The following is a 20,693-nucleotide window of genomic DNA, read 5'->3' as shown; positions in this document are numbered from 1 at the left end:
TCACTGAAGGTGCCGGGGATGTCGCGCGGGCCGGAACTCCTCCACGATCCGGGGCGGGGTCGCCGAATGCGCCGAGCCAGCGATGGCCGCACTGCACCATCGCTGCCAGGCGAGCACAGCCGGAGGCGTTCAGACCACCCGGGCGCCAGACGCGTTTCTCGAGCAAGCACCACATCGATGGGCCCGATGCCAGCAGTGACGGCACCCAGCGAATCGATCCTGCCGACTGCGGACGCTGACCGGGCCCATGCCCAGGAGACTGCCGGGCGCAGGGCCACCGCCAGCCTCGACCTGCGCACCGCCCACCTGCTGCTTCACCACGACCTGGACGCCATACAGGGACCCGTCTTCCCAGCCCCTGGCCGTCCCGGCGGAACAACGCGCCACCATCGGGAATCAAGCGCCTCGACCACTCCCTGATGAGTGGATCCGCGCAACCAGCCAACCGGCCAGCACATGTCGGCTGAGACCGTGGGCTCCGTCAAAAGCGGAAGACTGGGCCCGTCTTGGCGTAGAGCTCACAGGCGTTAGGAAAGGTCTTCTGCCAGCCGATCGTCCGGTTCCGCCACATACCGTCCATCGTCGCTGTGACCGGGGCGTGCTCTTCGGTGCACCGGCGGCGTGGGTTGCTAGGAAGACGGTCGAAGTCTCCGTCCACCGCATCGATTGCGGCGCATGCAGCCCCGCCGTACGGGTGTCCCTGCGTCAGACTTGGACACTGCATGAAAACCGCCTTCAGAGTGGTGCCTCCATGAGCTGTGACGGAGAGGAAGACTGCGTCTGGCCGGGCAGCACCGTAGGCCGGGATGGCTGCGAGAACGAGGCTGGCACAAAGACCGGCGCTGGCGATCAGCAGGGGCGGGCGCATCGGCACTCCAAGCATTCGATGACTTAAAGTAGTTATAACGCTACCGTAAGCTGCGCGCCTTCGCTTGGTATCCAACCAGTAAGCCTCACGAGACAAGACTTTCGAGGCGCCACCCCCATACAGCCGAACGAAAATCCCACCCCGCACCGATCCGACGTGATACGAACCCCTGCTGGACGCGTCTGCACACGAACAAGCCCAGCCTCAGCCCCGGCAGCCACCAGGGAAGCGGCCTTCTCAACAGGGGTTGGAGTGCAGCCACCCGGCGAACGGCACGGGATTCCAATGTCATGAATCATCCAGGGAAGATCAAAACCTGCAGGACACTCGAAGAGCCGCAGCTACTCTACGCTCCGTAACGATCAAGAGCATCGGGGAGCAGAACATGCCCGACAATGGTCCGCGACTGAGTGGACGAGTGCGCACCAGGACTCTGCTGCTGGGGGGCGGAGCCGTCGCCGTCATAACCGCCGCGATAGCACTGGGCGGCGCTGGAACATCCCGACCCGGCAGCCAGCAGGACTCTTCACTTCAAACCGCGGAGACCCTACGAGACGACACCGGCCATGATGTCGCTATGTCTTCTCTGCCGTGGCACAAGTCGAGCATCTCATCCACCTCCTCCGCACCGGTGTCGCTGATCTTCCTCCCCGGGAGGACTGGAGAACGAGACGAGGGCAGGGGCGGTGCCAAGCAGATGGGCGCGGCCAGAAACCGGGCACACATCAATGAGCCGCATGACCGCCACGAACGCCTTCGCCCACGGCCGCCGGCCGGTCCCGCAACCGACCACCACGCTCCCCAGCCGAGCCCCCGAGTAAAGCGCGCGCCGAGCGGTCCGCGCCCGCCCTCGCCGGGCACCTCCACAGGCGGTAGAAGCCCATCGCTGATCGCCATGAAGTGCGATGAGTTGTTCCCACCTCACAAACGTGAGTTTCGGCTGCGCAACATTGCATGTCATCGCCTCTTGGGCTGACCCACCGCGCCTTTGTCCCAGTTCAGCACTGTGGCACGGCATCAACACGCCGACGGGAGTGGGCAGCCTGTGTCTTGGCAACAGTAAGGACCGCGATCGGAGCAGGCTTCCCTGGTCACAGCACCGACGTGGTGGCCAGGACCGATCTGCCTCTGCTGGACATGCCTACGTGCCGGGCGAACGCATGGAGCTCCGGCTGATCTTCGACCAGGATGTGCCAGGTGTAGAAGGAGCGGCCGACGCGCCAGCCTGGCCGCCACCACCAGTGGCCACGCGTCTCGGTATCGTCCGTAGCCAAGGCCCCTCGCGAATTGGCCGTCGCCCAGTCTCGGCGTGTTCAGCGCCAAGCTTCTCCTATTCGTTGCAGGCTGGCGAGGCTGCCGTCCGCAACCCGGCGGGAGACCTCTTCCCATTCGCGGATCACGCGTCGCCTGCCGTCAGGGATTGATGGCCAGTCCGCTCGAGTCACGGACTTACCAGCATAGACAGGTTCCCATCCGATGGTGTGAAAGGCCCCGATGTCCGGGAGAAGAGTCTTGAGCATGTGAATGGTGCGGCGGTGGTACCACTTCGAGACCGTCGTGACCGTCAGCCCTGACAGGAGCGCTTCCTGGAGAAATGGCAGCGCGAATTCGACGTTCTGCCAGGTATTGGCCGACTGATCCTCGCAGCGGATCACGTCCTCTGGTACTCCACGCTCGACAAGGAGGCGTTGGAAGGTGCGTCCTTCAATGATCCCGTTGTGGCGATTCACCCCGCCAGTGACGATGATCAGCGGAGCGAGTCCCACATGGTAACGGTTGGCCGCGATCTCGGTCGGTGATGCCTGATTGGTGCCGAACAGGAAGAGTGCGGTCGGCTGGCCGTCAGGCGGCGGTGCCTGGATGTCCACGAACGCCGTGATCTCGGCAATCTGCTCAGGGCTGATGTCGTCGGTCATCCACGATCCTCAACAGTTCGCTGGAGTTGCAATTGGTGCGCAGCCGGTGCGTTGATCGCTTCCAAGTAGCGGGTGTGATAGTCGGCGGTCTGGTGAGCACCGGCAAATTCCTGAGCCAGCACCTTGTCGAGCTTGTCGGCCAGGACCATGGTCGGCCACGTGGGACGGCTGCCTGCCAGCGCCGCATGGCCGGCGGCCACAGACTCGTCCAGATGGCCGAGTGCGGCTTGAGCGAGGCCCAGGATGAGCAGGGAGCGCGCGTATCCGGACGGGTGCTCGCCACGCTGGCGGGCCTCCGGCTGATAGACGATCTCGATGACGCGGTTGGTGGCGGTGACGGCTTCGCGGTAGCGGCTGACGAACAGCAGGGATGTGGCGGTGTGAGGCGGATCTTCCGACAACGCGATGGATAGAGCTCCCGTGGTTGGGGCGTCGGGGGGAAGCGCTGCGATGGCCTTGCCGGCTTGGCGCCGGGCGCGGGTCATGCCATCGACATCGCCGGCCATCGCCGCCGCTCGCATCTCCTGCGCGGCCAGCTTGGCGTAGACGACCGTCCCCTGCTGCACGACCTTTTGTCCGCGAGCTGACAGGATCGCTGACTGGCGAGGCTGCCCTTGATACCACGCGACCATGGCCTTGGTCAGGGCAGCCCATGCCTCCAGCTCCGGGTGTCTGGCTTCCCTGCTTTGGCGCACGGCATCGGAGCACCAGACCCGGGCAGCTGCGTGTTCTCCCATATCGCATGCCGCCACGGCGAGCAGGTGGGACAGCCAGCCGGTTGCGAGAACGAGGTCTTTCCGCGGCGGAGCATGTCCGACGTGGTCGAGAAGTTCGCTGGCGTATGACCTGACGGTAAGAAGCTCGTCGTACACGTCTGCCGGAGGAAGGGCACAAATGGTTTGTGCGTAGTGGTCGATGAGCTCACCCAGGCTGTCCACGACGCCACCGAGATGGGAACTTCCCACCATGTTGAGTGCTTGGATGACGCGGCGATCGCCGTGGACGCGCATATTAGGCACCACGGCGGCCGCGATCCCACGCTGTAGAAATGTCCGGCGTAGCACGTCGCTCACCTGCTCCATCTCGTCGCTGGGGACAGTGTAGGGAGCGGGTGGAGCCTTTCTGTCTCGTGCCTTCTTGTCGGGTCTATCGGGTGCTCTCTCCAGCACATTCAGGTCTGTGTTGAGGACTTCTGCCAGCGCTGGAAGCCATGAGGTCGGCCGGACACGACCCTGCTCCCATCTGCCGACCTCGAACCGCGTGATGGTGCAGGTGCCGGTGATCGCACACAACGTGTCCGCCACCTGCTGCTGCGTCATTCTGGCGGAGTTCCGCAGGTGTTTCAGCAGGTCCGGAAGTGGGAGGTGTGGCGCTTCCACCTGGCTATCCCTTTTCGGTCAGCGTGTGGGCACGGTGTGGGCACGCTTGGTGTGCCCCTCCATCGTGCCCCCACTTGACGGATGCTGCACAGGTAACACCGGAGTGCCTGCGAGGGGTGCCCGACAATCGCGGCTCTCGTAGTCCTTTTAGACCCTTTTGGCCCGTTTCCAGACAAGCAACGGTGAGCGCTCAGTGCGCTCCCGACCATTGAGGCTCGCGATGACTGCTGAACCGACCACAGCGTCACCCCCAGAGTGGACCCGAGTGCGCGCTACGGCGCGGGCAGACCGGGAGTTCTTGGCTCGCGCGGCAGAAACCGTCGTCACGGTGGGCATCCAGCAGCTCGTTGATCTGGGCACAGGTATCCCGACATCGCCTGCGCCATCGACCATCCCCTCTCCAGGAGAAGCCCATCATGGTGGCGCGTGAGGTCGAAGCTGCCGCTGATGAGGCAGCGCGCAAGACCGTTCATGAGTTGGAGGAGACTGCCCGCGGCTGGTTCCACGTGGAGTATTCACTCTACGAGCGCACGTTCATCGCCTACTACCGGGGACGCGACTGCCCTCCCGGTGGACTCATCCTCCGGGCGGCCGTGCCCGCCCACCTGCTGGCTCTCATGGACCGTGTAGCGCCCCCAGGCTGGCGCATGCCAGACCTCCCGCTCGTGTCCGCTCGACCGAGCCGAACCGTCCAGGGAAGTAGCCGATGATGACGAGACGCCGTCTTCCCGCGTCCGACGCCACTGACCAAAACGATCGAACACGCACGGCTGCACCGCCGCTTGTGCCCGCCGACCCCGCGTGGGAGACGTACACCTCCAGCGGCGCCATCCTCCGCGTCAGACACACGTCCTGCTGCGGCGCCTACGAACTGGCTTCCGAGGGCGGCCAATCGCTCGTGCTGCACCCGGACGGAAACGGCGGCTACCAGGAGACCGGGCGCGGCAGGGACGCCAAGACCATCACCGCCGTCTACACGGCTCTCGTCACGCAGCACCGGGCAACCCATCACCACCGAGGCGACGGCGACCAACCGGGACACCACATTCTCCTCGGCACGTCCGGTGGACAGGAATGCTCGGCCCGGTCAGCGTGAACCCGCGCCGCACCAAGCCCTCTCCGCGAAGCCGCCCACCAGACAACACAACGCAAGGAGACCCATCTGTGAATGACGAGACCATCGACCAAGCCCGGGCCGCCGAGCTGAGGGACAAGCTCGCGGACGAGCTCAAGGAGGCCGGATTCATCGCCTCGGCCCAGGTCGAAGCGGCGTTCCGCACGGTACCTCGGCACGCGTTCGTGCCGGCCGGAACCCCGCTGGAAGTCACCTACCAGGCCGACAGCGCGGTGGTGACCAAGAAGGACGAGCACGGTGTCGCGATCTCCTCCGTCAGCGCCGCGTACATCCAGGTGGCGATGATCGAGCAGGCGCGGCTGGAGCCGGGCATGGCCGTGCTGGAAATCGGCTCCGGTGGCGTCAACGCGGCAATGCTGGCCGAAGTCGTCGGGCCAAACGGCCAGGTGGTCAGCGTGGACATCGACCCGGAGGTAACCGAGCGCGCCATCACGCTTCTGGACGCCGCCGGGTACGGCAACCGGGTCACGGTGCTCACCGCCGACGCCGAGCACGAGCTTCACGGGTTCGGGCCGTTCAACGCGATCATCGTGACGGTCGGCGCGTGGGACCTGGCCCCGGCCTGGCTACGCCAGTTGGCCGAAGGCGGCACGCTCGTGGTGCCGTTGCGGATGAACGGCATCAGCCGCTCCATCGCGTTGCGCCGCACGAACGACCACCTCGTCAGCACCTCCGCCGTGGTGTGCGGGTTCGTCCCCATGCAGGGAGCCGGTCAGCACAACGACAGGGAATTCCGCCTGCCCGACCCGCACGGCCACACCATCACGCTCCGGTTCGACGACGGAGCACCCGACAACCCCAACCTGCTGGACGGGGTACTGGCCGGCGACCGCAGCGAGGCATGGTCCGGCGTCACGATCGAGCACGGGGTGTCGTTCGCCGACCTGCACCTGTGGTTCGCGAGCTTCCTGCCCGGCTTCTGCAAGCTGGCCGTTGATGAGGGAAGCGAGCTGGCCCAGGAGCGCAAGACCTGGTTCCCCTTCGCCGGAGTGCTCGGCGACTCCTTCGCCTACCTTGCGGTGCGGCCCGCGCTGGAGGGCGCGGGCGTGGAGTTCGGGGCAGGAGCCTACGGTCCACACGGCCAGGAGGCGGCGAACGCGATAGTCGCCCAGATCCAGGCGTGGCACGAGCAGGCCAGAAACCGGCCGGAGCCCACCTTCGCCTACTGGCCAACCGGCAACACCCCCGCCGTCCCAGCAGGTACGGCGGTCCTCAACAAGACCCACGGTCTTGTCACGATTTCCTGGCCCACCGGCTGAGTGACCGCCCACCCGGGCGGGCCAGGATGCCCACACCCAACCCCGGAATGCAAGGAGTGTGATCAGATGGCTCCACTGCTGACCCTCGACGCCACCGATGTTCTGAACCCTGCGGACGTCGCGGCCGATGAGGAGTTCGAGCTGGACATGCGCGTCGTGGAAGCCACCACGCCGCTGGTGACCATGATGTGCGCCACTGACGACGGGTGCGGCACCTCGTGCAGCACCAGCGCGTGTACCACCAGCTCTAACGACCCTTCCTGAACCACTCTCTGCCACCGGCGCCCACGAGCCGCGTGGGCGCCGGCGGCGCGGCTCACCACCGACCTATAAGAGGGGATCACGATGAGCGTCCCCCCGCGCTACCAGCACACTGGCCTGATCATGGTGCGAGCGAGCACCGACCCGGGCAATCTCGAACTACCTGCGCACCTCGATCTGAACGACCCCACCGTCATCCTGAAGAAAGGCCGGGCGTGGCTGGCCAAAGTGTGGGCCCGCAGCGACGTACGGGAGGCCCTGCGCATGGCCAGCCCCGCATTGGCTGCCCGCGTCGACGGCTTGTGCAGCTCTGCCACGGCATCGGCCAACGACATGCGACGCGCCGTGCTGTCCACCGTCGCCTACCTGCTGCGCTGGCAGCGCCGCCCGACCCCGTTCGGGCTGTTCGCCGGAGTCACCACAGCCGACATCGGGCCCGCGAAAGCCGACCTCGGCACCCGGCACCAGGCGTTCGCCCGAGTGGACGCGGACTGGCTCACCCGCCTAATCGACCAGATCGAGCAGCATCACGACCTGCGCCAGCGACTGACGGTGGTCGCCGACAGCTTCGGGATCGCCCGCGACGGCCGCTTCATCCTGACCACCCGGGCGCAGGGCGACGCGCGCATCCCCGGCCCGATGCACGAGGTGTCGGTGCGTCTGACCCGGCCCGTGCGGTTCGTGCTGGCCGTAGCCGCGACGCCGATCCGGTTCGACCAGCTCGCCGCTGAACTGGCCGCGCACTTCCCCGACACCTCGCAGGCAAAGATCCTCGCACTGCTGCACACGCTGGTGGACCAGCACATCCTGATCACCAACCTGCGCCCACCGATGACGGTCGCCGATCCGCTGCAACATCTCATCGACGTCCTGCACAAAGCGGGCGGCGAGGACCTGACCGACGTCAAGGCGCTGCTGCGCCACCTTGAAGACATCCGCGACCTGCTGGCCCACCACAACACCTCCGGTCCCGAGCAGGCCGCCGCGATCCGCGTCGCGACCAGCACCCTTATGGCCGCGCTCGCCCCGCGCCCTAGGCTGGCCGTCGACGTGTCCCTCGACGCGCGGATCGCCGTCCCCGAGGCGGTGTTGGAGGAGGCGGCGCGCGCCGCCACCGTCCTGCTGCGCCTGTCCACCGAGCCGTTCGGCCGCACCGCGTGGATGGACTACCACGCCCGGTTTCTCGCCCGCTACGGCCCCGGTGCTCTCGTACCGGTGAAAGAGCTCGTGGCCGACTCCGGGCTCGGCTTCCCCAGCGGCTATCTCGGCGCCCCACGCGCCCGGCCCACCTGGCGCATGCTCACCGAGCGAGACGCCCACCTGCTGGCCCTCATCCAAAAAGCCGCCATGGCAGGAACCGACCAAATCACCCTCACCGAGGCGGACATCCAGGCGTTGACCGTGGGCGACCACGACACCGTAGTGCCGCCGCAACGTATCGAGCTCGGCGTCACCCTGCACGCCACCTCCACGGAGGCGATCAACCGCGGCGAGTTCGACCTGCGCGTCGTTGCCAACCCCCGCGCCTGCACCAGCATGGCCGGACGATTCGCCCACCTGCTGGACGAGGACGATCGTGCGCGGCTCGCCGCCTCCCACACATATTGCGACGCTGACGCCGTGGCGGCGCAGCTCTCCTTCCCGCCCCGTCGCCCCCACAATGAGAACGTCACACGGGTCCCACCGCTCGTCCCGCACCTCGTGCACCTGGGCGAGCATCCCGGCGACGACGCGATCGGCGTTGACGACCTGGCGGTCACAGCCGACGCCGCCCACCTGTACCTGGTGCAACCCTCCACCGGCCGGCGCGTGGCCCCCAGAGTGCCCCATGCGTTGGACACCGCCCTGCAGACGCCGCCGCTGGCCCGGTTCCTCGCTGAGATCGCCGGTGCCCGCAGCGCGGTCTACCGGCCGTTCAACTACGGTGCCGCCCGCACACTGCCGTACCTGCCGCGCATCCGTTACCGGCGCACCGTCCTGGCCGCCGCCCGCTGGCTCCTCACCACCACAGACCTACCCACCACCAGCCACGACTGGGACGCGGCACTGCGGGTGTGGCGGCGCCGGTGGCGCCTACCAGCGCGTGTCCAGCTCTGCCACGAGGACCTCCGGCTCCCACTCGACCTCGATCAGCCGATGGACCGCGCCGTCCTCCGGACACAGCTGGAGCGAACCGGACAGGTCGAGCTTCAAGACGACCACCCACAGACCGGGTTGAACTGGATCGGCCGACCGGCCGAGCTGCTGATCCCCATGACCGTCGCCAACCCGCCGCCCCGCCGCCTCCCCACCACGGCGGGCCCAGGCATTACCCACCGGCCGGGTGCCGCCGCAGTGGTGTGCGCCCACCTGATGGGCAACCCCGCCCGATTCGATGACATCCTCACCCGGCACCTGCCGCCCTTCGCCGCCGAGGCCGCCGACCTCGTCACCGCCTGGTGGGTGCGCCGCCACCGCGACATGATCCGGCTCGACGCCGACCAGCATCTCGCCGTGTTCCTGCGCCTGGCCGACCCCGGCCAGTACGAGCTGGTCACGGCGAGCCTGGCCGCGTTCGCCGCCCGCCTGGAGGCAGGCGGCCTGCCCGCACAGCTCACTTTGGCCACCTACCAGGAGCAGCCCGGCCGGTACGGCGAAGGCGCGGCCCTGACGGCGGCCGAGCAGGTGTTCGCCGCCGACACCCAAGCGGCCATCGCGCAGATCATGATGGCCGACACCGCCCGTCTGCCTGGCCAGGCGCTGGCCGCCGCCTCGATGGCGCACCTCGCCGCCGCGTTCGCTCCCGACTCTGCCACCGGTTATTGGGCGCTCATCCGTTGTCTGGAGCAGCAAACCGGCCCGCTCGATCGCACATTGCGTGACCACACGCTCGACTGGGGCGACCCCACCGACGACTACCGGGCCGTGCGCGCTCTCCCAGGCGGCGAAACCGTCGCCGCCGCGTGGCGGACCCGCGATGCGGCGCTGGCCGCCTACCATCGCGTTCTCGCCCTACAGCGCGGCCCGGCCACGGTGCTGCGGACCTTGCTGCACGACCATCACGTTCGAGCGCTCGGCGTCGACCCGGAGTTTGAGAAGGTGACGGGCCGCCTCGCCCGCGCGTCTGCGCTGCACCGCCTCGCCTTGGCAGGTGTCCTGTGAACGGCCGTACAGCGCCCGAGGTCGTGACGCTCACCAGGCAAGAGATCGCGAGCCAATCCTTGACCAAGGCCACGGCCGCGACTGCGCTCCTGCATATCGAGCGAGCCCTGACCGGCACTGGAGACTGGAACAGCGCTCACGCCCACATCCGGCAGGCCACCGCCGGACCCATCGACAGCGCACCGCACGCCGGGCTCTACTACGGGACACCGGCTATCGCGTTCGTCCTGCACGCCGCCAGCACAGGAGGTAATCCGCGCTACCAGGCGGCGGCCCGCGCCCTCGACAAGCACCTCGCGCGGCTAGCCCAGCGACGCCTGGCCACCGCAGCGGAACGCATCAGACGACGGGCACCTGCCACGTTCGCCGAATACGACCTGTTCCGCGGGCTGACCGGCATCGGGGCGCTGCTGCTCCTACGGGTATCGGGCAGTGACCTGCTCGCCGGCATTCTCAGCTACGTGACCCGGTTGACCAAGCCGCGCCGCGTGGACGGTATGGAGCTGCCTGGTTGGTGGGTGGCCCACGACCCGGACCCGCTCCTGCCGACCCCTGGCGGGCACGTCAACCTCGGCCTCGCGCACGGCGCGGCCGGGCTGCTCGCCCTGCTGTCCCTCGCCGCCCTGCGCGGCTGCACGGTGCCCGGCCAAGCCGACGCGATCGAAGCCCTGGGCGGATGGTTCGACCAGTGGCGCCAGGACTCACCGGACGGAGCCTGGTGGCCGCAGTGGCTCACCCACGAGGAGCTACGCACCGGCCGTACCACTCAGCCCGGCCCGGGCCGGCCGTCGTGGTGCTACGGCGCAGCCGGGATCGCCCGCGCCCAGCAACTCGCCGCCCTCGCCACCCGCGACCCGATCCGGCGCGGGATCGCCGAAAAGGCCATGGCCGACTGCCTGACCGACCAGCAACTCCAGAAGATCACTGAGCCAGGCCTGTGCCACGGCATGGCCGGGGTTTATCAGACCGCCTACCGGGCTGGCCTTGACACCCACAACCCCGCGATCCGCCGACGGCTCCCCGCGCTCGCGACCGCCCTCGCCCAGCACGCGACGGCCGACCAGGACGACACCGAAGGTCTGCCAACCGGGCCCGCCGGGGTGGGCCTGGCCCTGGAAACCGCACGGCACACCACACCCCCACGTTCGGGATGGGACGCATGCCTCCTCATCACTTGACCACCGCCGCGCCGCACCAACTCGCCGCCGGCGTCCTCGCCCTCCTCTCAGGGGCAGACCTGAACACCGCAGCCGCCGACATCGGTGTGGACCCCGCCGAACTCGATGAAGCCGCCATCGCGTACCAGGCCGCCGGGCTCGCGGCGCTCGAACGCCGCGCCGAGGCGGGCTGGTATCAGCTACGCGTCCAGTTCGCTGACTGGGATGCTGCCGAGAAGATCGGCGCCCACCAGCTCGGGCCACGCCTGGAGGAACTCCAGGCGTGCGGGGCGATCGACGGATGGTGGTTCCTGCGTAAACACCCCTGCTGGCGGCTACGCCTGCGCGACGCCGACATCCCGACCGTCGACCAGACGCTCGGCGAGATGACCACAGCCGGGGTACTCGTCCGCTGGTGGCCGACCGTGTACGAGCCGGAAACCGCCGCGTTCGGCGGCCCGACCGGAGTGCAGGCCGCGCATGACCTGTTCTGCGCCGACAGCCGCGGCGTCCTCGAGTACGCCCGCCAGAACGCTCCCGGCCTCGGCCGCCGTGAACTGTCCATCGTGCTCATCAACGCCCTGCTCCAAGTGGCGGGCCTGGACTGGTTCGAGCGCGGCGACGTCTTCGCCCGCGTGGCCCAAGTGCGGCCATTGCCTGCCGACGCCGATACCGCCCGCATCGAGAAGCTGGCCGCCAACGTGCGCACGCTGCTGGCCGTACCTGCGCATGTCGAGGAGGGTCCGTTCGCTCCCGGCGGGCCCGTCGCGTTCGCCGCGCCCTGGCTCGCCTCCTGGCAGGCCGCTGGCGACCAACTCGGCCGCGCTGCGGCCGAAGGCCGCCTCGACCGCGGGCTGCGCGCGCTTCTCACCCACGTCCTGATCTTTCACTGGAACCGGCTCGGCCTGTCGGCCGCCAGGCAGAGCATCCTCTCCCGCGCAGCCGCGGCCGTCTTCCTGCCCGGGAGCTGACCATGGATCTCACCACGTTGCACGCCGTCGTTCGCCGCTTCCCTCTCGTCGGCCGTGCCCGGCCCTGCTGTCCTTCTCTCCCGGAGCGGGTCCAGGAGATCGCCGACATTGCCGACACCGCCGCGCGCCAGGACGCTGACACGCTGCACGAAGGGGCTCACGCGCTCAACAAGGCCGCACTGCTAGCCAGCGACTGCGGCCTCCCGGATCTGGCCCGCGACCTGTGCTGGCAGCACATCAACATCTACCGTGAGGCCGGTCACCATCTGACCGTCCACCAGGCAAGGTACATGCTCGAACCCGCGCTCAACCTCGCCCGGCTCCAGATCCGCGCCGACGCCGGACAGCAGGCGCTACGACTGCTGGATGCGATGTACCAGGCGGTCAGGGACGGCACCGACCTGGTGATCGAGAATCGCACGCTGCCACTGACCGATCTCTCCGGCACCCGACAGGAGCATTACAAGCTGCGCGAATGGGTCTGGCTGCAGTACCTCGCGGACGGCATCCGCGCCTTGGCGCTCGCCGACCGTTGGGACGAGGCGGTCACGCACGCCAAAACCCACCAAGGCATCGGTCTGCACCTCATGGAAGGACGGCAGGCCGCGATCATCGCTCACTGTCTGCGCGGCATGCCGGGGGGAGCGCGCGCCGTGCTGGAGGAGAGCTCACCCACGGAACCGTGGGAGCAACAGGTCGTTCCCTGCCTCCGCGTGATGTGTGCCGAGCCGAGAGGAGCGGCGGCCAGCCAAAGCATAAAAGTGATGATCGAACACTTCCTCGAGCACAAACCACTCGCCGGCTACGCGGTCTTCCGGGCCCGGCTCGGGCTTACTGTGGCCACCCTCGCCAGCAACACCGATATCGCTGCGGCCAATCACGTTCACGCCCAGGTGACCAGGGAGGTGATCGAGTCCGGCGACGGATACGCCGCACGGGATGCTCTCACCCACCGCCTTCTGGGAGACACGCCAGACGTGCACCGACAGGCGCTGGCCAGTCTGGTGGCCTCTTCTGGCTTGGGGGCGGGCAAGTTGCCAGCAACGTTGCTGGACACGCTGACCTGCTCGGCGAAGATCGCGACTGAGGTGTTGACCGCAGCTCTGCAACCGAACCGGCCGTGCGGCCTCCTCGACGGCCAGCCCGGATCTTGATGTTCGCCCGTGCACCAAATGTTGATCAAGCCATGGTGGCGACGACTCGGCTTGCGGGACTTCTTGCCCGCAGCGTTCCACAGTGACTCCGTTCTGATCGCCCACACGGAACGGACACCCTCACCATGGCCAGTCGTATCACCCTCGCGGCCACTATCCTCGCTGCCCTGCTGACCGCTTCCCCAGCATCCGCCCATGTTGCAGACGGCTGGCACGACGAGGCCGGTTGGGGCTCGGTCACCATCTCGGCCGACCGCAAGCACATCACGGTATGCGATCTGAGCAACGACGGCCGAGCCGTCCGGGTCGAGTACGCCACCTCCTACCTGCAAAAGTGGGCCGTCATCGACAGAAACGGCGCGCGATGGGGCTGCGGCACCGATTCCACCTTCTTCAGCCGCATCACGGCCTTCAAGCTCTGCGAGGGCCGCGCATTCGGAACCTGTCGCCTACCCGTCTGGATCTCCCGGTCCAGCGTGAGGTAACACTTGACCCGAGTCGAGGAAGAGCACCAATCCCTCCAGCAGGGCCGCGCCGCCCTGGCCCCACCGGGCTTGCTTCCCGTGACCTAAGGCGGGAATGACCACGCTCGCCTGAGGAGGCTCGGCATTCGCCGCCTCCCCGGGCATGCGCGGGACAATGCTGCCCGCATGACAGATCCGGCTCCCTACGCCGCGTAAGATCCGCGCCGGCGGCCTCGGCTTCTGCGGCGAGGACATCGCGCTGATCCGCCGTGACTGGCCGAACGGCTCTCACTACACGCCACCGGGATTAGGCCAAGGGGATGTCGGGAACCGTCCGCCGGATCTGGGCATCGGCGCGGTGGTTCAGAGTGGCCCTATCCCGTGCGGCCTGTGCGAGGCGAAGTTCGCCGAGGCTGCCTGACCTTTCGTTGCTCGCGCTTGTGTCGGCCCCCTCCGCTACGATGCGGGCGGGTCTGAAATTCCGCCTGACTCCCCGCGTACGCAGGAGGCCGAGGTGCGCGAAGATGGCCTCATAACGCCCCCGTCAGCGGACTTGCGTTGCCTTGCGAGGGCGCGACTAGCCCAGTGGGCCGGCGCAGCCAAGCATGTTGAGCGATTCCTGTGAGGAGCCTTGTGAGCACGCTAGGTAGTTTCATCTGGTCAATCGCCGACCAGCTTCGGGGTCCCTACCGCCCCAACCAGTACGGGAACGTGATCCTCCCGTTCACGATCCTTCGGCGCCTCGATTGCATCCTGGAGCCGGACCGCGAGACCGTCCGAGACCTGGCCGCGGCATACGAGAACCCGAACCGGCTCCGGATCGAGGTCAAGAAGAAGACTGGCCGGCCGTTCTACAACACCTCGAAGTACAGCTTCGCCAACCTTCTGAAGGACGCGGACGGCCTTGAGGACAACCTCGTCGACTACATCGACCGGTTCTCCGCCGATGTCGATGTGTTCGAGTACTTCGACTTCAAGAAGGAGATCATCGCCCTGGAGAAGGCCGGTCTCCTGCGCGAGATCGTGAAGTCCTTCGGCGCCGTCGACCTGCATCCCAATGTCGTGTCCAACGCCGACATGGGGGATGCGTTCGAGTACATCATCCGCAAGTTCAACGAGGCCGCGAACGAGACCTCCGGTGACCACTACACGCCGCGTGACGCGATCCGGCTGCTGGTCGACCTACTCTTCGCCGAGAGGGACGCCACCCTGACTGAGTCGGGCATCGTCCGCACGCTCTACGACCCCACCGCCGGCACCGGTGGCATGCTCGCCCTGGCTGAGGAGCACCTGCTCGCGCAGAACCCGGACGCCCGGCTGAGCCTGTACGGCCAGGAGTACAATCCGCAGTCGTACGCGATCTGCAAGTCCGACCTGCTTGCCAAGGGTCACGACGCGTCCAATATCGCCTTCGGCAACACGCTCACCGACGACGCCTTCAAGGGCCGCCAGTTCGACTTCTGCATGTCCAATCCGCCGTACGGCGTGGACTGGAAGCAGTACGCCAAGGCCGTCACCAAGGAGCGCGACGAGGCCGGCCCGTACGGCCGGTTCGCGCCGGGCCTGCCGGCCACCTCGGACGGGCAGATGCTGTTCCTGCTGCATCTGGCGCACAAGATGCGCGCTCCCGAGGACGGCGGCGGCCGGGCCGGGATCGTCATGAACGGCTCGCCGCTCTTCAACGGGGCCGCGGAGTCCGGCCCGTCCAACATCCGGAAGTGGCTGCTGGAGAACGACCTGGTCGACGCGATCGTCGCGCTGCCGACCAACATGTTCTTCAACACCGGCATCGCCACCTACATCTGGATCCTCGACAACACCAAGCATCCCGATCGCAAAGGGCTGGTCCAACTCATCGACGGCACCTCGTTCTGGACCAAGATGCGCAAGAACCTCGGCAGCAAGGGCCGCGAGATCAGCGAGGCCGACCGCGCCAAGATCGTCCGGCTGTACGCCGACTTCACCGACGCCGACCCCAACTTCTCCAAGGTGCTGCGCAACGACGAGTTCGGCTACTGGACCATCGCTGTCGAACGGCCACTGCTGGAGGAGGACGGTAAGCCCGTCGTCGACCGCAAGCGCAACCCGAAGCCCGACCCGAAGAAGCGCGACACCGAGAACGTGCCGTTCACCTACGGCGACTCGACCGCCGGACCTGCGGGCAAGTTCGAGGTCATCCAGGCGTACTTCGACACCGAGGTGAAGCCGCACGTACCCGACGCCTGGATCGACTGGGCCAAGATCAAGATCGGCTATGAGATCCCCTTCACCCGCCACTTCTACAAGTACGTCCCACCCCGCCCCCTCGCCGAGATCGACGCCGACTTGGAGAAGCAAGTTGCCAAGATCCTCGACCTGCTGCGGGAGGTTGAAGGGTGAGCGCCCGAACGCTGATCGGTGCACATCGAGCGGTTGAGGCGCTGCTGGAGACCCTGCCTGAGTTGTGGCAGGTCGTGCGGTTCAAGGGCGTGTTCGACCGGCTCGATCGGAGAAATGTCAACCTCGAATACGAGATGCTGTCGTTGCGCTCGACGGGCGAGGTGGTCGCACGCGCTGAGATGGGGGGACGCCAGGAGCCTGACGACGCAAGCCTGCCGCGGTACCTTGTCGCCGAGATCGGTGACCTCGTGGTCAACCCGATGTGGCTGATTGGCGGTGGAATTGGCGTGTCGCGCCGGGCGGGCGCAGTCAGTCCCGATTACCGGGTCTTCAAGCCCCGCCCCTCCTTGACCCCGCGGTTCATTCACTACTTGCTGCGATCGCAGCCGTACCTTGACCAGTACCTGCTCTACACGCGGGCACAGACGACGTTCGACCGCCGCGTGCAACAGCCAGACTTGGACAACCTGCCGTTGCCGGTTCCGCCGCTGGACGAGCAGCGCGCCATCGCCGACTACCTCGACCGCGAGACCGCCCGTATCGATACGCTCATCGAGGAGCAGCAACGCCTGATCGAGATGCTCCGCGAGCGCCGTGGTGCCGTCGTTTCTGCAGCAATCGGAACTGGCTGGGGCAAGGCGCGGCTTGGACATGTGCTCGCGGGTATCAAAGACGGTACGCACGGGTCTTTCGAACGACTGGCATCCGGCGAGGGCCGCCCGCTTCTTGGCGCTCGGAACGTAATGAACGGAGCCGTCGTGATAGATGGTCAGGAGTCCTTCATTTCCGACTCTGACGCGGCGAGGATCGTCGCTAACGGATACCCGTTGCGTGGAGACGTTCTCTTGGTCATCGTCGGCGCCACGATCGGAAAAACTGCGGTCTACGAACTCGATGAAAGTCACGCGTTTCAGCGCAGCGTGGCGTTCTTGCGGCCAAACGACGTTGTAGATTCGAGATTCCTGTGGCACCAGATCCAAGCAAAGCAATTCCAGGATGAGCTTGCGCTCCGGGCGAAAACGTCAGCGCAGCCGGGGATCTACATGGGAGACGTGGTTGCGATTCCTGTCTACGTACCTCCGATCGAACACCAGCGGCGGATCGCCGCGGATCTCGATCACCATACAGCGAAGATCGACACCCTGATCGCGGAGACCGAGCGGTTCATCGAACTCTCGAAGGAACGCCGGGCGGCGCTGATCACGGCTGCTGTAACGGGGCAGATCGACGTGCGTGAGGCGGCGTGATGGCTGACCACAACGAGGTCGTCTTCGAGACCGAGATCTGTGAGTACCTCGCGGCCCGTGGCTGGCTGTACTCGGCGAACGACACCGGCTACGACCGTGAGCGGGCCCTGTTCTCCGAGGATCTGTTCGTGTGGCTGGAGGCGACACAAAGGTCGGCGTACGAGAAGGCGTTGAAGGCGGCTGGATCACAGGCGAAGTTTCTCGACGTACTGACCACGGCGCTTGACAAGCCGCTGGAGCATGGCGGGGGGATGTTGAACATCCTGCGTACCGGAGTGCAGTACATCGGCGGTGGCCGGTTGAAGATGGCGCAGTTTCGTCCCGAGACGACGTTGAACGAGACGACGAACGCCGAGTATGCGGCGATGCGGGTGCGCGTGATGCGTCAGGTGCGTTTTTCGACCGCTGACCAGCGCAGCATCGACCTGGTGTTCTTCGTCAATGGGCTCCCGGTCGCGACTGTGGAGCTGAAGACCGATTTCACCCAGTCGCTGGACGAGGCGGTCCAGCAGTACCGGAAGGACCGCAACCCGCTGACCAACGGTCGGCGCGAGCCGCTGCTGTCGTTCGGGCACCGGGCGCTGGTCCACTTCGCGGTCTCCAACGACCTCGCCGCGATGACCACCCGGCTGGAGGGCAGGGAGACGCACTTCCTGCCGTTCAACACCGGCTTCGACGACGGTGCCGGGAACCCGCCCGGTGCGGACGGAAAGTCGGCGACGGCGTACCTGTGGGAGCGGGTCTGGGAAAAGCACGCCTGGCTCAACATCATCGGCCGGCTGATGATCGTGGAGTCTAAGGAGGAGTGGGATGTCGCGACCGGCACGTCGGTGCGCCGTACCAGCATGCTGTTCCCCCGGTTCCACCAGTGGGAGGCGGTCACGAACATCGTGGCCGCCGTGGCTGAGGAGGGTGTCGGCCAGCGTTACCTGATCGAGCACTCCGCGGGATCCGGGAAGACGAACACGATCGCCTGGACAGCGCACCGTCTCGCCCGGCTCCACGTCAACGACGAGAAGGTCTTCGACTCGGTCATTGTGGTCGTCGATCGCACGGTGCTCGACGGGCAGCTTCAGGACGCGATCCGGCAGATCGACGGCAGTGGGAAGATCGTTGCGACGATCAGTCCCGAGGACGTGCGCAAGGCCGGTGCGAAGTCGAAGTCCGGCCTGCTCGCGCGGGCACTAAAGAACGGCGAGCTGATCATCGCGGTGACGGTACAGACCTTCCCGCACGCACTCGATGAGATCCGGGCCGACTCCGGTCTGAAGGGTAAGCGGTTCGCCGTCATCGCGGACGAGGCGCACTCCTCGCAGTCGGGGCAGATCTCCTCGAAGCTGAAGAAGGTCCTGACCGCCGAGGAGATCAAGGAGATCGAGGAGGGCGGCTCGATCGACGTCGAGGCGGTCCTGGCCTCGGAGATGGCCGAGCGGGCCGAGTCGGAGAACATCTCCTACTTCGCCTTCACCGCAACCCCGAAGAACAAGACCCTGGAGCTGTTCGGCCGCAAGGGGCCGGACGGCAAGCCGCGCGAGTTCCACCTGTACTCGATGAAGCAGGCGATCGAGGAGAACTACATCCTCGACGTGCTCAAGGGCTACCAATCCTACGACACCGCGTTGAAGATCGCTGGCAAGGCTGAGAGCGGCGATGGTGGGGAGGTAGAGGAGTCGGCTGCGCGCAAGGGGCTGATGCGGTGGGTGCAGCTGCACCCAACCAACATCAGCCAGAAGGTGCAGATCATCGTCGAGCACTTCCACGCCAACGTCGCCCACCTGCTGGAGGGCAAGGCGAAAGCGATGGTCGTCACGGACTCGCGCAAGGCCGCGGTGAAGTACAGGAAGGCGATCGACGCCTACATCGCCAAGCGGGCTGCCGAGGACGCGTCGTACAACTACCGGGCTTTAGTCGCCTTCTCTGGGTCGGTGTCGATGACCGAGAACGACGAGTGGAGCCAGGATTGGGGGCCGGCGCCGTCGAAGGATGACGAGTTCACCGAGGCCAAGATGAACCCTGGAGCGGGCGCCGACCTGGCTGCGGCGTTCAAGGGCGAGACGTACAAGATCATGTTGGTCGCCAACAAATTCCAGACCGGCTTCGACCAGCCGCTGCTGTCGGCGATGTACGTCGACAAGAAGCTCTCCGGGGTCACCGCCGTGCAGACGCTCTCCCGGCTCAACCGAACCCACCGAACCGCCGGCGGGGAGCAGAAGGCCAAGACGTTCGTCATCGACTTCGCCAACAAGCCCGACGACATTAGGGCCGCCTTCGAGCCGTACTTCACCAACGCCACCCTGGAGACCGAGACCGACCCGTACGTCGTCGTACACCTTGCCAACAAGCTCGCCCATGCGGGGATCTACACCGAGGAGCAGGTCCGCCAGGTCGCCGAACTGTGGGTCACCCGCAAGGGCAACAACGCGCTCTCGGCGGCGATCAGCCCGGCCCAGCATGACTTCCGGCGTCGCTATGCGGCAGCGATCGAGGCCGAGGACAAGGTCACGCTCAACATCCTCGACCTCTTCCGCAAGGACGTCTCCACCTACGTGCGGCTCTACGACTTCATGAGCCAGATCGTCGACTACGGCGACCCGTACATGGAGATGCTCTCGATCTTCCTCCGGCTTCTGGAGAAGGTCATCGCCGAGTCCTCGTGGAGCGCCGACGTTGACCTTTCGGACGTGGTCCTGGTCGGTGTGAAGCACACCAAGAAGATCGCGGTTGACATCTCGCTGACCGGAGACGGTGAGCTGAAGGGGATCAGCGCGGCAGGAACCGGCGCCAAGAAGGAGCCGAAGTACGTCGCGCTCCAGGTCGTCATCGACAAGATGAACGACCTCTTCGGTGCCGAGTCGTTCGCCGAGTCCCAGATCCGAGAGTTCGTGCAGGGGCTCGTGCAGCGACTGCTCGCCGACCCGGACCTGGTCCAGCAGACCCGAGTGAACTCGAAGAAGCAGTTCATGGAGTCGCAGGACTTCCAGTCCGCCGTTACTGAGGTCGTCGCCGATAACCAGGAGGCGCACAACGCCATGGCTGACTATTTCTTCACCGACGGGCCTGCCATCAAAGGGATCATCGTGGCGCTCGCCGACGCGTTCTACGAGGCTGCGATCGACAAGGGTCCGGTCAGCCTTGCTCAGGATCTTGAGGCGTCCCCTCACAGTTCTTCCTGAACCGCTCCGGGTCTGATGGGGCCTCCACTTTGCGCCTGCCGAAAATCCCATCCATGCAGGCCAAGCCGCATGCGCGTACTCCTGGAGGGTTTCGCTGAGCCTGCCTCGTCGGCCGTGGTTTGAGCGCCGGGTCTACGCCAGCTGGTTGGTGAAGCGGGAGGACAGGGGGCCCGTTCTCAGAGCTATGGG

The 20,693-nt window shown here is 66.5% G+C and carries 16 protein-coding genes; 12 read left to right on the top strand and 4 right to left on the bottom strand.

Annotated features, from left to right (window positions below):
* Positions 1 to 481: 481 nt before the first annotated feature.
* The 4 genes from AB0J87_RS50435 to AB0J87_RS50420 all read right to left on the bottom strand — a co-directional run bounded on the left by AB0J87_RS50435 (position 482) and on the right by AB0J87_RS50420 (position 4,163).
* Positions 482 to 868 carry an SSI family serine proteinase inhibitor gene (locus AB0J87_RS50435; protein WP_363979688.1) on the bottom strand — a complete coding sequence of 129 codons (387 nt, stop codon included), beginning with the start codon at positions 866 to 868 and terminating at the stop codon, positions 482 to 484.
* 1,091 nt (positions 869 to 1,959) lie between these two features.
* Positions 1,960 to 2,142: a hypothetical protein gene (locus tag AB0J87_RS50430; RefSeq protein ID WP_363979685.1), complete on the bottom strand. Its 183-nt coding sequence runs from the start codon at positions 2,140 to 2,142 to the stop codon at positions 1,960 to 1,962.
* Positions 2,143 to 2,181: 39 nt separating this feature from the next.
* Positions 2,182 to 2,784: a YdcF family protein gene (locus AB0J87_RS50425; RefSeq protein WP_363979683.1), complete on the bottom strand. Its 603-nt coding sequence runs from the start codon at positions 2,782 to 2,784 to the stop codon at positions 2,182 to 2,184.
* Positions 2,781 to 4,163 carry a helix-turn-helix transcriptional regulator gene (locus AB0J87_RS50420; RefSeq protein WP_363979680.1) on the bottom strand — a complete coding sequence of 461 codons (1,383 nt, stop codon included), beginning with the start codon at positions 4,161 to 4,163 and terminating at the stop codon, positions 2,781 to 2,783. Before AB0J87_RS50420 ends, AB0J87_RS50425 begins: the two co-directional genes overlap by 4 nt.
* A gap of 220 nt (positions 4,164 to 4,383) precedes the next feature.
* On the opposite strand from AB0J87_RS50420, the gene AB0J87_RS50415 reads away from it, so the two are divergent.
* The 12 genes from AB0J87_RS50415 (at position 4,384) to AB0J87_RS50360 (ending at position 20,504) form a co-directional block, all read left to right on the top strand.
* On the top strand, positions 4,384 to 4,593 hold the full coding sequence (locus AB0J87_RS50415) for an SAM-dependent methyltransferase (protein WP_363979677.1): 210 nt from the start codon (positions 4,384 to 4,386) through the stop codon (positions 4,591 to 4,593).
* Between the two features lie 354 nt (positions 4,594 to 4,947).
* Positions 4,948 to 5,259, top strand: coding sequence for a hypothetical protein (locus tag AB0J87_RS50410; protein ID WP_363979674.1), 312 nt, complete (start codon positions 4,948 to 4,950; stop codon positions 5,257 to 5,259).
* Positions 5,260 to 5,327: 68 nt separating this feature from the next.
* A complete protein-coding gene (gene fxlM, locus AB0J87_RS50405) occupies positions 5,328 to 6,557 on the top strand; it encodes a methyltransferase, FxLD system (protein ID WP_363979671.1) in 1,230 nt (409 codons plus the stop codon).
* A 66-nt stretch (positions 6,558 to 6,623) separates the two neighbouring features.
* Positions 6,624 to 6,821: an FxLD family lanthipeptide gene (locus tag AB0J87_RS50400; protein WP_350740391.1), complete on the top strand. Its 198-nt coding sequence runs from the start codon at positions 6,624 to 6,626 to the stop codon at positions 6,819 to 6,821.
* An 81-nt stretch (positions 6,822 to 6,902) separates the two neighbouring features.
* Positions 6,903 to 9,959, top strand: a complete 3,057-nt coding sequence (locus AB0J87_RS50395; RefSeq protein ID WP_363979668.1) for a lantibiotic dehydratase — start codon at positions 6,903 to 6,905, stop codon at positions 9,957 to 9,959.
* The gene (locus AB0J87_RS50390; RefSeq protein WP_363979665.1) at positions 9,956 to 11,137 is read left to right on the top strand and encodes a lanthionine synthetase C family protein; all 1,182 of its coding nucleotides are present in this window, start codon (positions 9,956 to 9,958) and stop codon (positions 11,135 to 11,137) included. Before AB0J87_RS50395 ends, AB0J87_RS50390 begins: the two co-directional genes overlap by 4 nt.
* Positions 11,134 to 12,087: a thiopeptide-type bacteriocin biosynthesis protein gene (locus tag AB0J87_RS50385; RefSeq protein WP_363979662.1), complete on the top strand. Its 954-nt coding sequence runs from the start codon at positions 11,134 to 11,136 to the stop codon at positions 12,085 to 12,087. The genes AB0J87_RS50390 and AB0J87_RS50385 overlap by 4 nt, the downstream gene beginning before the upstream one ends.
* Positions 12,088 to 12,089: 2 nt before the next feature.
* Positions 12,090 to 13,241: a hypothetical protein gene (locus AB0J87_RS50380; RefSeq protein ID WP_363979660.1), complete on the top strand. Its 1,152-nt coding sequence runs from the start codon at positions 12,090 to 12,092 to the stop codon at positions 13,239 to 13,241.
* A gap of 125 nt (positions 13,242 to 13,366) precedes the next feature.
* Complete coding sequence (locus AB0J87_RS50375) at positions 13,367 to 13,726, top strand: hypothetical protein (protein ID WP_363979658.1); 360 nt, start codon at positions 13,367 to 13,369, stop codon at positions 13,724 to 13,726.
* Positions 13,727 to 14,338: 612 nt separating this feature from the next.
* Positions 14,339 to 16,084: a class I SAM-dependent DNA methyltransferase gene (locus tag AB0J87_RS50370; protein WP_363979656.1), complete on the top strand. Its 1,746-nt coding sequence runs from the start codon at positions 14,339 to 14,341 to the stop codon at positions 16,082 to 16,084.
* On the top strand, positions 16,081 to 17,331 hold the full coding sequence (locus tag AB0J87_RS50365) for a restriction endonuclease subunit S (RefSeq protein WP_363979653.1): 1,251 nt from the start codon (positions 16,081 to 16,083) through the stop codon (positions 17,329 to 17,331). The genes AB0J87_RS50370 and AB0J87_RS50365 overlap by 4 nt, the downstream gene beginning before the upstream one ends.
* Complete coding sequence (locus AB0J87_RS50360) at positions 17,331 to 20,504, top strand: DEAD/DEAH box helicase family protein (protein WP_363979650.1); 3,174 nt, start codon at positions 17,331 to 17,333, stop codon at positions 20,502 to 20,504. Before AB0J87_RS50365 ends, AB0J87_RS50360 begins: the two co-directional genes overlap by 1 nt.
* The last annotated feature ends 189 nt before the right edge of the window (positions 20,505 to 20,693 follow it).

Origin of the sequence: Nonomuraea sp. NPDC049625, from assembly GCF_040675285.1 — a bacterium.
GTDB classification, from domain to species: domain Bacteria; phylum Actinomycetota; class Actinomycetes; order Streptosporangiales; family Streptosporangiaceae; genus Nonomuraea; species Nonomuraea angiospora_A.
This window is presented reverse-complemented; position numbering and strand designations above follow the sequence as displayed.